The organism is Catenuloplanes japonicus, assembly GCF_000717135.1.
Taxonomy (GTDB): domain Bacteria; phylum Actinomycetota; class Actinomycetes; order Mycobacteriales; family Micromonosporaceae; genus Catenuloplanes; species Catenuloplanes japonicus.
The window spans coordinates 1-13,167 of the sequence record NZ_JNXY01000067.1 but is presented as its reverse complement, the minus strand read 5'-3'; the positions used below and the strand labels follow the sequence as shown (position 1 = coordinate 13,167).

Sequence of the window (13,167 nt, the reverse complement as noted above, 5' to 3'; positions counted from 1 at the left end):
ATCTTGGTCGACTGCTGTCTTACCTGGAGCCTCGCCCTTATCGATACCCGGGCCACCCACACCTGCCGTGAACAGCACCGCCAGGTTGAAAAAGGCTCACTCATGGCGTGTTATCTCACTTCCGTGGCCGTGCAGCACCCTCCGGTGCACTGGACACCACGCCAGAACGACGGTCGTCCGACGGCGTTCGCGTCGCCAACCCGCCTGGTCAGCCTCCGTCGTCATCTCCGCTGAGTCCTCCCGCGCTGCGCCGGTACGTCGGTCTGCGACCGAGCGCGAGCTGGGTTTCGGCAATCCCGCGCGCGTTCGCGACCAGGCTCGGCAACACCATCGCCACGTATCGCAGTCTCTCCACAGCTTCGTGCACAGCGCAGGCCTCCGCGGGCCGGTCCGGCCACCACATTCCCAGCACCGGCGCGGCCGCGGCAACCATCGCCTCCAGGACCGGAGTGCCGCCAGCGGAGACAACGCGCTGCGCCTGGTTGAAGGCCTCCACTGCACGCGCATCGAAGTCGCTGACCGGCCAGGTACCGGTCTGATACAACGCCATCACCGGCTCGACCAGCCCTAACAGCGCCTCACGGATCCTGGCCGCGAGCTGCTCTTCCGTGATCGCCGCGAGCGCGGCGACGCTGGCGGCGGCCTGCTGCTCGTCATGCCGGCGCGAGGACATCACCGCATCGTAGAGTCTGTGCCCCGCCGCTCCCCTGTTCTCGCCAACGCCATAAGCCGGCTTCCGACGGTCACCTTCGCGCCGTCACTGCGGACGCGTTCTCCGGGCTGCTGGCCACTCCTGTGCCACGTTCGCCCTTGTCAGGAGGGGGTACCCGGTGTTCCGCGCGGTGTCATGTCCTGCACCCGGCGTCCTTCCTCGCGGCCGGGAATCGTCGAGCCGGGCCAGAGCTTGTGGCCCGGTCTCGTACGGTGATGCCCATGAGCGCAGACGTAGCCGATGCGGCTTCCAGGATCGCCAGCGCACCAGCGCACCCGCCAGGCACCCTCGGCGCTGAAGACCATGCGCCGGGGGTAGGACGCCGCGTCGACGTGAAAGCCGACCTGCGGTCCGGTGATGTCCTCGCCGCGCTGGCCACCGCAGCCGATGGCGCCACCGGTCCGCACGCCGACGGGCTACGGGAGTCGATGGTGATCGTGCTCCGGCTCGCCGACCAGCGCCCTTGATCACCGGTCACCTACCGACGCCCGGGGCCTTGCTACACGCCCGCCCGGCAGAGTGGTGCCGACCGGGTACGGCGCTTTGTCGCGGCCTCCGGGCCAGTGGACGCGGTGGTGGTACCGGGCCAAGTCCACCCGGCGGCGATCAGTGTTTCCGCCGGCCCGCGGCGTGGAGCAGGTCGCCGATACGGGCGAGCTGCGCGTGAGCGGGGCCGCTGTCGCTGTCGGTGGTCGTGTCGTAGGCGGCGCAGAGCGCGTACCGGCGCAGTCGGTCGTCGGCCGGGCGGCGCCGTACCTGCCGCGCGAGCGCTTCGCCGAGTGCGTCGGTGAGGGCGTTTTCGGCGGTGTGGTGCTGGTCTGGTTCCCAGCGGGCCGGGTCGACGCTGCGGTCGGTGCGGCGCAGGTAGATCATCGCCTGGCGCAGCCGGTCGTCGCCAGCTGTCGAGTGGAGGTCGTGCGCGGTGGCCGCGGCTGCGGCCACGTACAGGTCGATGTGCGGGCTGATCGTCGGTGTCGGGAGCAGAATCGGCAGCTTGGCCGCGTCGCAGCGGTTCATCGCGGCAAGGTACGCGGTCACCGCGTCCCCGACCAGATACTCGGGCACGCACCCGCGGCAGGCGCCGAGGAACGCACGGATGTGCCGGGGGATCTGGTCGCGCCACGACTGTCCTCCGGCGACGGCGCGTAGCGTGATCTCGTCCAGCAGGTGCTGGTAGACGGCGCGCTGCCCGCCCACCCCCGTGCGCAGGATCTGCCGCATGACACGCCACGCCCCGGCACGGTCCGCGTGGGAGAACTCGCCCAGCAGCTCCAGCGCCTGCACCTGCATCCGGGCGTCCGCCGCCGGGGTTACGGGCGGCTCGTCGGTGGGCACGTCGTCGCCAACATCGGCCGGACGGATCTGCACCGAAAACAAGTGCCCTTCGGAGATCAAGTGTTTACGCAATGTCGTCATCGGGGCCGGAAGCGGCGCGGTCCCTGCCCAGTTTTTCGCCGCGTCCGCCGCCGCGCGTTGCCGGGGCGTCCAGCGCGACGGCTGGTGCGGCAGGTCCGCGACCCCCGTGGACGCGTGCGCGGCCAACAGGATCTCCCACGCGACCGCGTCCGGTATGGCCTCGGCGGGACCGTCGCCATAGTCGAGCATGATGTCGGTCAGCCGGCTGACGACCGGCGACGGGGTCGTCGTGACCCACGCACGTGACTGCAGCGTCGTCAGCCGGGCAGGCGTGACCACTCCGGCCGCCCGGCTGTCTGGCCGTCGCCTGGCGGTCTCGTACAGGCTCCGTATCTCGTGGACGCGATGGGGGACGATGTGCGGCTGCGTGATCAGCCATCCGACGAGCGCGGCCACCGCCAGTAGCGCATCACCAGGATCGGCGCCAGCGAGTGCCCGCTCCCATCGGCTGGACAGCCCGTGCGGAACGCGGTCGCGCGATAGCCCCACCAGCGGCACCAGACTGGTCCGGTCGTCGATCAGAATCCGGTCCGTGATCGCGTCGGGATCCAGCAGCGCCACGACCCGGGCGAGTCGCCCCTGTGGGGTCAGGGCGCCGGCGAGCAGTCGCGCACCGGCAAGGAGCGCTTCGCCGTCAAGGCGGCCCGGATCACCGCCGTATCCGCGCTGGTCCAGCCATCCCGCGCCGATTCCCCGCACCACCACCGCTGCCCGCGCCACGTCCGCCTCCCGGCCGGTCGCGCCGTCGCTGCGCTGCCGGAGCAGGGCGAATTCGGGATCGTCCCGCAGCCAGGCCATCGCGCCGTACATCTCGTCCAGACTCACGGCCTCGCCGTCGGCGGCCCCGGCCGCGTCCAGAAGCAGGTCCGCCAGATCCAGGTACGGGCCCAGCACGATCACCGCCGACACCACATCATCCGGCTCCCCCGCCGGCCGGCCCAGACCCGTTTCTGCCGTCGTCACCAGGCCGTACCCCGTCCACTCGTGCCCCGTAGCCGCAGGCCACCGGACCGGGCCGCGAGAGCCTGCCACGCATCCCGACGGAAATCTCCTGGCCACGCGAATGGCCGGGGTGCAACGGCGGGAGGCAGCTGACGCGTGAGCACGGCGCCGCTGACCCGGCCGCCTCGCGCACGCTGGTGGCGTGCAGGCAGCCGGCTCATCGCTGGCGTCGGCGCGGCGCGGGCCCTGTCCTCCGCGCCGCGGACAGCATCGGCACGGTGCGGGTGGTGGGTGCTTCCGGCTGCTGTGCGAGGACCCCGGCTACCCGGGCCAGCACCATCTGATCGGTGTAGTGCGCCGCATCGCTCATGGGCATCTCGGCCGGCGGTATGACCTGGATCGGGTACGGGCGCGACGGTGACGCGACACCGAGGGCGTCGACGACCTCCGGTGGTACGCCGTTGGCCAGCGCCATCTCGCCGTAGGTGTCGTAGAGCGCGCCGCGCGTGCGCAGCGCGGCGGGATCCCAGCGGCCCATGGCCTTGGCGAGCTGCGCCTGGAAGTTGAAACGGCCGCCGTCGGCCAGCAGCCACCCGACACACGCGTGCGATGCCTCCTCAGCGCTGGTGTGACAGGCGAACACCGGTCCGGCGCCAGCTACCGAGGTCGATGCCAGCGCCACATACCGCTCAGGCGGGAACCGGCCAACAGCGGTATCCCGGCGCCACGGGCATACCCCACACGCACCCGTGCCCTCATAGCCGTCGGTCGCGCACGACGGACGGCGCTCCGACAGCAGCGGTGACACATCTACCATCTCAGCAATCTCCCGCCACGTTGGTCGCCGCGTCTTGCCTTCCACAGATCCTTCCGGATTTCACCCCTGGGCATCAACCCGAAGGCCGCGAGCACCGCCGTGCTGAGCCGTGGCGCGTATGCCGTCCGGCAGCGGGTGGGCCGCATCTCGATGACGCGTGGCGTGCGTGGGGCCCGCTACACCGCTCAACCCAGCGGCCAAGATCTGCACTACGGATGTCAGGTTTGCGGGTAAAGCGTCGTGGAGAGGCGTTTCGCATCGAGATCAACGAGCACCGGCAGATGGTCCGTGCTCTCGCCGACGATGCTCGCCTCGAGCGTGCGATGTCCAGTCACGGCGGCGTCGGGCAGGTGCCAGGTGGCATACCAGCGGTCGATACGTCGCGCCGGATGACGGTCTGCCGGGTGATGCCCGGTCGTCGGCGCCCACGGCACGCCGGCCAGCAGAGCGCAGTCACGCATCCGGCCCAGCAGCGCAGACTCCAGCCGGTGAGCCACCGTGCGGTCAACACGACCGAGGTCATCGAGCTGGTACACGTGATCCGGGTGCCAGCTCGCCCGCGGATACGGGTCGCTGTCGTAGTGGGCGCGCCCGCCATCCGCCAGAGGCACCGTGGCAGAGCTGTGACAGTTCCAGTCCCCTCCGACCAGCCCCGGAATGCTGTCACTGTGCATCGCGCGCAACACCTGGGCGACGTCGCGCCGTCGCCATTCGAGAGAGAACGGGGATAGCTGGACCGACCCGGCCCGTAGCCGGCTCCCGCCGACGTCGAAGACCGCAGTAACGAGCGAGTGCCACATCCCCGCGGATTCGCGCGTGAACCGGCCGACCGTGCCGGGTACGGGCGTGACCGCGCCGGGACGCCACAGCAAGCCGGCGTGGTGGACACCGCCACCGACCGCCAGCAGGGGCATACCGTCGGCCTCGCAGGACATCCCGGTCGCCGCAGCCAGCCGCCGCAGTCCCGTCTGCGCATCGTGGGCCCGGTCCGGACCGCGACCGATGACCTCCTGTACCGCGACTATGTCGGCGCCGAGACCCGCGATCAGATTCTCCACCTGCAGGTACCGGGAAGTCTGGTCAGGCGTGGACGGGTCGTAGAGGTTGAACGTATTCACGGTGGCCAAGACATGAGAGTTCGGGCTTGTCCGTTGTCCGCTCATCGGAGCCCTCTGGATGCGGCCGCTGAGGCGATGCCGGTCAACGTCAGCTCACGGGCATACCGTTTCGCCTCGTTCCCGATGGCCCCGGTCCGCCAGGCAGCGAGATACAGCTCCCACCACTGGACGAGTACGCCGATCACTGCCGCGTTGAGTCGCAGGCGGCCGTGATCGTAGTTCTCGACCGTGCTGATTTCGGCCAGCAGCGCCGGGTTCCCGATCGCGATAGCGGTGGTGACCTGCTCCCACAGGCCCTGCGGAGACTCGTCGTGCCGCGTGGCTCCGGCCAGGAAGTCGAGGTGATGGAAGCGACCGGCGTCGCCGAACCTGTCGAGGGCGTCAAGCAGCGCGGGGAGCGTCGGATCCGCCTCGACGTGCATCTTCATATCGCGCAGCAGACCTGGTGCGGCGCCGGGATGGGTGTCCAGCAAGGGCCGAGCGAAACAGTCCCCTTTGCGCACCTGGTGGCCGATGTTGTCGCGCAGATCCTTCTTGGCCGGCCAGTCCCGGCCCTGGTCGCGTTCGTGCAGGCCGATGGTGAGCTTGAGCATCTTCTCCGCGCCGAGAGCCAGCAGCGACATGGCGACCACAGAGTCCGTGTAGTCGTGGCGCATGGAGTGCACGCTCTCCAGCCCTCGGGTGAACAGGATGGCGGCATCGTTGCATTCTCGAATCAGCGCGAGCGACCATCGAAGTTCGGCCTGGGATGTCATGTATCGAGGCTATGGGCGACGTCCAACTGTTTCTCCGTCGTGACACCGGAGCCCAGCGTCCGCTTATATCAGCCCTGGCTGCTTCAATGAGACGCATCGGCTCCTTCCAGTCACCCCGTGCGAGGCCCCAGCTGGCATTCCCGGGCTACTTGAAGAACTGCTGCCGCTCCAGCTTCCAGAAACCGGGGGCGGTCGCCGGCACCACGCCAGGGGTATCGATATCACCCGTTTGGGCCTCGACGGGATCCCTGATACGGTCTGCAGCCAGACACGATGATCCTGGGTTTTGATAGAAGAGCCCGCTCGTGTCACGGCCAGCAGGAGTACCTGTCTTCCAGGTGCTGTCGGTCTGGTGTCCCCGCGCACGCGGGGGTAGTACGGCAGCGCGCCGCGTGGTGCGTCGGATTCTGACGGACATGCACCGACCGTGATCTCCTATCGCGTTCTTGGGTATGTGGTGCCGTCTGCTTCCGGCGGGCCTACCCGTCATCGCCTGCCTCACTGTCCCCGACGTCGACAGGTGGGAGCACCAAGGCCATGTCCCGTTCCCCGCGTTTCTACTGCGGCATCGACTGGGCCACCGCACTCAACGACGTCGCGGTCATCGACCGCGACGGCACCGTCCTGGCCCGCGCCCGCATACCCGCCACACCAGACGGCCTCCGCGACCTGTTCACCATCCTCGACGGGCTGCGTGCCAGCCACACCCACGGCCGGCGCCACGTGCCGATCGCGATCGAGACCCACCAGGGGCTGCTCGTCGCCGGCCTCCTCGCCAGGAAACAGCCGGTCTTCCACATCCCGCCGAGCAACGTCGCCCGGGTCCGGCGGCACAAGAGCCCTGCGGCGAAGAAGTCCGACCGGTCCGACGCCGAACTCCTCGCGCTCATGCTCCGCGACGAATGGGCGCACCTGCGCCCCATCCCGGCCAACACCCCGGACGCCACGGCGATCACCGTCCTCGCCCACGCGCAGTGGCGCGCCCAACGCCACCGCCAGCAACTCCACGCACGCCTACGCGCGCTCCTCGTCCAGGCCCACCCCGCCGGCGCCACGGCGTGGGACGGCCGGGACCACGGCCTGCGGCGCGCCGAAGCCCGCGCGGTCCTCGCCGCCGGCCCCACCGCCACCACCGCCGCCCGCCTGACCCCGTACCGGCTGTCGAAGATCCTCACCGGAGTCCGGACCCGCCTGATCGACGACGAGGCCTACCGCCTTCACGCCCTGTTCACCGCACCCGTCCTCCGCCTCCCTACCGCCGTCGAACACGCCACCGCAGTCGAGGTCCGCGCCCTGCTCCACGCGTTCGACCAGGCCTGCACCACGACCGACGACCTCACCACCGCCCTCACCGACGCCTTCCTCACCCACCCCCACGCCGACATCTACCTCTCCTTCCCCGGCTGCGGACCCCTGACCGGCGCCCGGCTCCTCGCCGAAATCGGCGACGACCCCACCCGCTTCACCACCGCCCGCGGCCTGCGCGCATACGCCGGCCTCGCACCACTGACCTGGGCCAGCGGCACCAGCCACACCGTCACCCACCGACGCATCTGCAACCGCCGCCTCAAACTCACCACCCACCGATGGGCGTTCTCCTCCCTCACCCGCTCCCCCGGCGCCCGCACCCACTACGACCACCGCCGAGAACTCGGCGACACCTACCCCGGCGCCCTCCGCCGACTCGCCGGCCACCTCCTCGCCGGCCTGCACCACTGCCTCAGACACCACACCCCCTACGACGAGGACCGCGCCTTCCCCGCGTCACCCTCGTCCACATGACCGCGGAGGCGAGGGCACGGTGCACGGACACGCCTGGGTCGAACCCGAGCCTCGAGCTCCCACGCGGGAACGGCGACCACCCACCGCACCCTCGCCTCCGCCGACACCGAGCACCGAGCACCGAGCACCGAGCACCGACACGTCCCTAACACGACTGCGTAGCTCACCAGCGAGCAGCAGAGCCGCAGAACGCGACCCCCCCTCAGTCCGACCGCTGGAGCCTTCGCACCTTCATCACCGATCCGATCCATCACCACCCGGAGCGTCTCCGACGCGATCAGTCCTGCCCGGCAGCCTTGCCGTCACCTTCTGACTTCAACAGGAGCCGATAGCAACGCATCGGCGCACCCCGCCCACCAGTCCAGAAGCTGCTCGGGCGACCAGACCGGACCTAACGAAAGGACCACAGATGGCCACCATCGAAGACCTCGCTACCGAGTACGACATGCAGCCCTACGAACTCCTGGCTTTCCTCGACCTCCACCACCTCGACACGACCGCCGACCTCGACGACAGCGTCGAGGGCTACATCCGCGACCTCCTCGACAACACCGACGACCAGGGCTACCACGGCACGAAGCCCGACTTCGGCCCCGCCATCGACGCGCTCTACGACCAGGCCGGCTACGACACCAGCCTCAGCAGGGACTGACCAACCGCACCGCTTCCACAAGCCCGACTGGACCACACTCCGTGCCGGGCTCGCCCCGTCACACGCCAGGAGAAACCTCGTGCCGCACATGACCGGCGCCGCCCTGCACACCCACCGCCACGAGCTCGACCTCACCCGCGACCAACTCGCCGCGATCGTCAACGTCACCGGCCGCACCATCCGCGCATGGGAAGCCGGGCGTGACCCGATCCCCGCCGGAACCGCCGCCGAGATCGAGCAACTCCGCGAACGCACCAGCACGCCATCACCGCGCTGACCGTCAGCCTCGCCGACCAGGACCGGACACCCACGATCACCGTCTACCGCGGCGACGACGAGTTCTGGGCCGCCCACCCAGACGCCCGACCCCTGCCCGTCTCCTGGCACCAGCTCGTCGCCGCCCGCGCCACCGACCAGGTACCGACCGCCCAGATCGTCTGGGCTCATGCGCCCACCGACCAGCCGGCCGGCCGGTGGCCGTTGACCCGCCTAGCCGAGGCCGCCGCTGCCGCGCGCAACACCCGCGACGAGGCCGCAGTGCGCGAGCTGCTGCCGCACCTGCGGCTGCTCGCCGCCGACGAACGCGTCCAGGCCGAAACCCGGATCAACATCTCCGCCGCGCGCGCGATCGACCCGCGCGCCGCCCGCGCCGACACACCAGCCGTCGCCCTGGACGTGCTGCTCACCACGGCAGGCATCCGGTGAGCCGCCCGCGGCTCGCGGCGCCGCCGCTCGTCCGCGTCGACGCCGGCAGCCCGGAGCATGCCGCGCTCCTGGCCGAGCTGGGCCAGGAGCCGCTGGCGGGAGAATGGTGGGAGGACGCCGAGTCCCGCGTCGACGCGGACAGCGCACGGACCTCGTACATGGTCATCTACATGGCCGACACGGACGGGCGCACGGTGCCCGCGGCGTGGGCGGGCTGGCGGCGCGAAGACGAAGGCCAGCGCCTGAAGTGCGTCGACAACTACGTCCGGCGCGGCTTCCGGCAGCAAAACCCGGAGCTGTACCGGCTCGTCTACGCGGCTCGGCACCGCCAGGTCGTCCTCAAGCTGCGCCTGCCCGCCGAGACGTACCTGTTCCCGGAACCGATCGGCCGGCACCTCGCCTCCGGCTGGCAGATCGACCCGGCACCAGACGCGTTCGGCACGTCCACGCCGTACGACGGCGGGCCGGTCCACCGGTGGCAGCGGCTCACCTGGACCCCACGGAGGCCCTTGTGACCCGCGACCTGCCCGGCACCGACATCGAGACCGCGTACCGCGACGGCGTGAGCATCACCAGGCTCGCCCGAGACTACGGTGTCAACGCGGTCACGATCCGCCGCAGACTCACGGCCCGCGGTGTGCCGATCCGGACCAGCGCTGAAGCGGTCGCGCTCGCCAGCCTGGGACGGCCGCCACGCCCACCAGAGCCACCGAAACCGAAACGGGCCTCCGCCGGGCGGCCGCTGCTTCACGACCTGCCAGACGAGGAGATCGAAGCCGCCTACCGCCAGGGCGCGAGCCTTACCGCCCTAGCCGTCAACTACAGGGTCAGCTACGACACGATCAGGGTCAGGCTGGAGCGCCGTGGAGTACCGCTCCGCAAGAAAGGCGAGGCGACCACGCTCGCGAACCAGGAGCGGACGCTACCCGGCGGGATCCGACCGCACCGGCCCGCCGAGGTCCTGCCGCAACAGCGACAGCAGTCCGTCCGGTTCCCCGAAAGCGACTGGGCAGGGATCGTTGCCGAGTCACACCGGCGTGGGCACGTGGACAGCACCGGGAAACCTATCGTCCCGGACGATTCGGGAGCTGGTGCATGAGGCGCTGGCGGCCCGGCCGCGCGGTGGGAAGGCGTGACCGAGACAGCGAAGGCCCGCAGGTTTTCGATGCGATCGGCGCGCTCGAACAGGCTGGGCTTCTGCTGGAAGTCCGGGATCGTCGCCCGAACTGTGATGGCATGGCTGACCGGCGCCGCTGGGCTGCGGTCCTCCTCGACGGATGCGGCCTCGTGCCGGTCCACGCCGCGGTCGAACGCGAACGGGCGCACATCGCCGGACACCTCAGAATCCTGGGCGCTGGTCCGGCTACCGGTTCCTGGGGAGAAGTACGTCCAGGGATTTGCCGATCAGATGCGCCGCGAGATCTCACGTCGAGATCATCGCCGCGCTGGCCCGCTACTCGCCCTTCGAGGGCGGACCATCGATGCTGGACCGCCGGGATGCGACTGCGCCGCTACCTCGATCTGGTCCGTTGTCCCGACCACGACCGACGGCGTCCGATGGCCCTGGCCAGGTGGTCATGGCCGACACCTCGACTCGGCCGGCGGCGATAGACAGCTTGGCCACGCCATCGTCATCGGCCTGCCCGCCGGAACCGTCATCCGTGGTGCACGCACCGTGTCTCCCCGGCTGGTAGTACACGCCGTTGGCGTGCCCGGATCGCGAGCCCGTCGCCTTGCATGCGAGAGAGTCGAGCCCGGCGCTGAAGCCGTGGGTCTCAGGCGGGGGCGCATCGCTGTGGCGCTCCGGTGTTGCTCGGCGCGTGCTAGGCGGTGAGGAAGTAGCTGATTGCTGCCTGGCCCGCGATCGTGACCAAACCCCACGGAAGCATCACCCGAAGGACCTTGAAGGCGGACTCTCTGCGCTCTTCGCCATGACTGAATGCTGCGGCGTGAGCAAGGAGCATGACGGTGGCGGCATACGCGAGAACGACTGTGGTGGGGACCCAGCTGGGCATGTGATTGCTCCTGTTCGGAAGGTAGCTCCGTCCACTCACTCGGTGAGATGGAGCCGGCCGGTGAAAATTGCGCGGTATCCACTGGTCATGCGGTGCAGCTTGGCGCCCTGGAGCGAAATGTTTGCAGTCGTCACGCGATGCGGAACGTGGCCTTGGTCGCTTAGCGTGTGTCGGTGTAGGCGACACCCGTACTTGCCTCACCGAGGCCGACCAACACCTTAAGGTCACGTGTAAGATGACTTCTTACGCGGGACGGTACCGCGCTCTGTCCACAGCACACAAGTACGGAGTGCAACATCGATTGGAGGGGATGCCGTGAGTCACCCTCCCCGGGCTGAGGAGCTCGCGACGTTCCTGGAGACCCTCCGGACGCGAGCGGGTAAGCCGAGCCTGCGCCAGATCGCGGACGCCGCTGGCGACATCTCCCACGACACGGTGCGCGCCGCCCTCAACGCGAGCCGCCTGGTCAGCCTCCAGGCGGCACACAGCATCATCCGAGGACTCGGCGGCGATACCGCCGACCACCAGTACGCGACTCGCCTCCTGAGCACGCCATCGCCCGGGACCGGCACCATCCACGCCACCATCGCGGACGACGACCTGATCGGCCGGGGGCCCGAGTGGACCGTGCTGGGCCGTGCGGTCGCGGCCACGGCCGGTGGCGCGGGTGGCTGCCTGGTCCTGACCGGGCCGGCCGGCATCGGCAAGTCGCATCTGGCGCGGGCGGCGGCGCGGGCCGGGGCACGGGGCGGGCTGACGGTGGCGTACCGAGCCGCCATAGAAGTGGACCGGAACGCACCCTTGATCAGCCTCGCAGCCGCACTGAGCGACTGTGACCCACCCACGTCAAAACTGGCCTGGCTGCGCGAAGAAACGCCGGTGCAGTCGACGCCGGAGCGGATCGGGCGCGAGTTGGAGAACCTGGCGGCGGAGCGGCCGCTGCTGGTGATCATCGACGACGCGCAGTGGATGGACGAGTTCTCCGTGCTGGCGGTGCGCACACTCGTACCCCGGCTGGCTTTTCATGCGGTGCGGTGGTTGTTCGTGCGGCGGCCCGGGCCCGGCGGTGCGGCCATGGACGCGCTGGACGACCTGGTCACGATGGGCGCGGAGGAAATCACGGTCGGGCCGCTGGCCGACGCGGACGTGGAACTGCTCTGCGCGCGCCGGGTGGGCGCGCCGGTCGACGCGACCGTCCTGGCCCAGGCCGAGCGATGCGGCGGCAACCCCCTATGGATCATGCAACTCCTGGCCGGCACGGTGACGCGCTCGCGTTCGAGCACGACATGCTGCGCGAGGTCGTCTACCACTCGATCCCGGCGCCGCTGCGCGACAGCCTGCACCGCAAGGTCGCGGCGATCACCAGTGTGAACGGCGGCGCGCCGACCGAGGTGGCCCGGCACCTGATGAAGGCCGGCCCGGCCGTGGTCGCCGGCCACGCGGACCTGCTGCGCGACACGGCCGCGAAGATCGCGCCGCTGGCTCCGGGCGCGGCCGCGGACGTCTACCTGCACGCGGTGAGCGGCTTCGGATCCCATGATCCGCGACAGGCCGCGTTCACGGCGGAGGCGGTGCCGTTGCTGGCCTCGGCCGGGCGGCTGGACGAGGCGCGGCGGCACGGCGAGGCCGCGTTCCGCTCCGGGCTGGACGCCACCACCGCGGCGCGGCTGTGCCTCGGACTGGCCGAGGCCTGCAAACACGCGGGCCGCAACGACGAGGCCGTCGAATACGCCGGCCGAGGCCTGCGACGCTGCGGTGTCGCCCCGGAGGTCCGCGCACGGCTGTACGCCATCCACGCGCATGCGCTCTTCTACGAGGGCGACCTCGTCGAGGCAGAACGAGCAGGCACTCAAGCGCACACGATCAGCGCCGACCCGAGCGCAGCCGTCTCCGGACTGGCCGCGCGCTCGATGGTCGCAGCCGCGCAAGGACGGCTCACCGACGCGCTCACCCACGCCCGCACCGCAGCCGACCTCGCCGACGAGGCCGGCGGCGAAGCCACCCACCGGCACCCACAAATCTGGCTCGGCAATGCACTGATCATGACAGACCAGCTGCGCGAGGCCGGAGCCGTTCTCACCGCCGGCCGCCACGAGTCCGACCGACTCGGCACCGGCTGGTCCGGGCCGCTGTGGCACTACTACGAGGCGCAGTTGCTGGCCGCGCGCGGCACGCTGCAGGAGGCGGTGGAGACCGCGGTCGCCGGCGTGGAGCTGGCCGAGCAGCAGGCGATCTGGCAGCTCACCGTGCCGC

The 13,167-nt window shown here is 70.2% G+C and carries 14 protein-coding genes and 1 pseudogene; 9 read left to right on the top strand and 6 right to left on the bottom strand.

Features of this window, described 5'->3' with window-relative positions:
• Positions 1–208: 208 nt before the first annotated feature.
• On the bottom strand, positions 209–673 hold the full coding sequence (locus tag OP04_RS47930) for a hypothetical protein (RefSeq protein ID WP_033346775.1): 465 nt from the start codon (positions 671–673) through the stop codon (positions 209–211).
• A gap of 260 nt (positions 674–933) precedes the next feature.
• Between OP04_RS47930 and OP04_RS54365 the strand changes: the two genes are divergently transcribed.
• Positions 934–1,179 carry a hypothetical protein gene (locus OP04_RS54365; protein WP_157241381.1) on the top strand — a complete coding sequence of 82 codons (246 nt, stop codon included), beginning with the start codon at positions 934–936 and terminating at the stop codon, positions 1,177–1,179.
• A gap of 139 nt (positions 1,180–1,318) precedes the next feature.
• Here OP04_RS54365 and OP04_RS47925 read toward each other — a convergent pair whose 3' ends face one another.
• From OP04_RS47925 to OP04_RS47910, 4 genes are all read right to left on the bottom strand, one after another.
• The gene (locus tag OP04_RS47925) at positions 1,319–3,091 is read right to left on the bottom strand and encodes a hypothetical protein (RefSeq protein WP_157241379.1); all 1,773 of its coding nucleotides are present in this window, start codon (positions 3,089–3,091) and stop codon (positions 1,319–1,321) included.
• A 196-nt stretch (positions 3,092–3,287) separates the two neighbouring features.
• A complete protein-coding gene (locus OP04_RS47920; protein ID WP_033346773.1) occupies positions 3,288–3,878 on the bottom strand; it encodes a DUF6283 family protein in 591 nt (196 codons plus the stop codon).
• 227 nt (positions 3,879–4,105) lie between these two features.
• Positions 4,106–5,005 (bottom strand): endonuclease/exonuclease/phosphatase family protein, encoded by a 900-nt coding sequence (locus OP04_RS47915; RefSeq protein ID WP_157241377.1) that lies wholly within the window; start codon positions 5,003–5,005, stop codon positions 4,106–4,108.
• A 41-nt stretch (positions 5,006–5,046) separates the two neighbouring features.
• Positions 5,047–5,760, bottom strand: coding sequence for a hypothetical protein (locus tag OP04_RS47910; RefSeq protein WP_157241375.1), 714 nt, complete (start codon positions 5,758–5,760; stop codon positions 5,047–5,049).
• A 537-nt stretch (positions 5,761–6,297) separates the two neighbouring features.
• On the opposite strand from OP04_RS47910, the gene OP04_RS47905 reads away from it, so the two are divergent.
• From OP04_RS47905 to OP04_RS47885, 6 genes are all read left to right on the top strand, one after another.
• On the top strand, positions 6,298–7,542 hold the full coding sequence (locus tag OP04_RS47905) for an IS110 family RNA-guided transposase (protein ID WP_033346770.1): 1,245 nt from the start codon (positions 6,298–6,300) through the stop codon (positions 7,540–7,542).
• 409 nt (positions 7,543–7,951) lie between these two features.
• A complete protein-coding gene (locus OP04_RS47900; protein ID WP_033346769.1) occupies positions 7,952–8,194 on the top strand; it encodes a hypothetical protein in 243 nt (80 codons plus the stop codon).
• 79 nt (positions 8,195–8,273) lie between these two features.
• A complete protein-coding gene (locus OP04_RS47895) occupies positions 8,274–8,471 on the top strand; it encodes a helix-turn-helix transcriptional regulator (protein ID WP_157241373.1) in 198 nt (65 codons plus the stop codon).
• A 203-nt stretch (positions 8,472–8,674) separates the two neighbouring features.
• The gene (locus OP04_RS54360) at positions 8,675–8,899 is read left to right on the top strand and encodes a hypothetical protein (protein WP_157241371.1); all 225 of its coding nucleotides are present in this window, start codon (positions 8,675–8,677) and stop codon (positions 8,897–8,899) included.
• Positions 8,896–9,414 carry a hypothetical protein gene (locus tag OP04_RS47890; protein ID WP_033346767.1) on the top strand — a complete coding sequence of 173 codons (519 nt, stop codon included), beginning with the start codon at positions 8,896–8,898 and terminating at the stop codon, positions 9,412–9,414. The genes OP04_RS54360 and OP04_RS47890 overlap by 4 nt, the downstream gene beginning before the upstream one ends.
• Positions 9,411–9,998, top strand: coding sequence for a hypothetical protein (locus tag OP04_RS47885; RefSeq protein WP_033346766.1), 588 nt, complete (start codon positions 9,411–9,413; stop codon positions 9,996–9,998). The genes OP04_RS47890 and OP04_RS47885 overlap by 4 nt, the downstream gene beginning before the upstream one ends.
• 724 nt (positions 9,999–10,722) lie before the next feature.
• Here the strand turns inward: OP04_RS47885 and OP04_RS47880 are convergent.
• On the bottom strand, positions 10,723–10,914 hold the full coding sequence (locus tag OP04_RS47880; RefSeq protein WP_033346765.1) for a hypothetical protein: 192 nt from the start codon (positions 10,912–10,914) through the stop codon (positions 10,723–10,725).
• 315 nt (positions 10,915–11,229) lie between these two features.
• Between OP04_RS47880 and OP04_RS47875 the strand changes: the two genes are divergently transcribed.
• The gene (locus OP04_RS47875; protein WP_033346764.1) at positions 11,230–12,285 is read left to right on the top strand and encodes an AAA family ATPase; all 1,056 of its coding nucleotides are present in this window, start codon (positions 11,230–11,232) and stop codon (positions 12,283–12,285) included.
• Positions 12,201–13,167: pseudogene (locus tag OP04_RS47870) on the top strand (LuxR family transcriptional regulator); the annotation flags it as partial. The gene OP04_RS47875 and the pseudogene OP04_RS47870, both read left to right, overlap by 85 nt.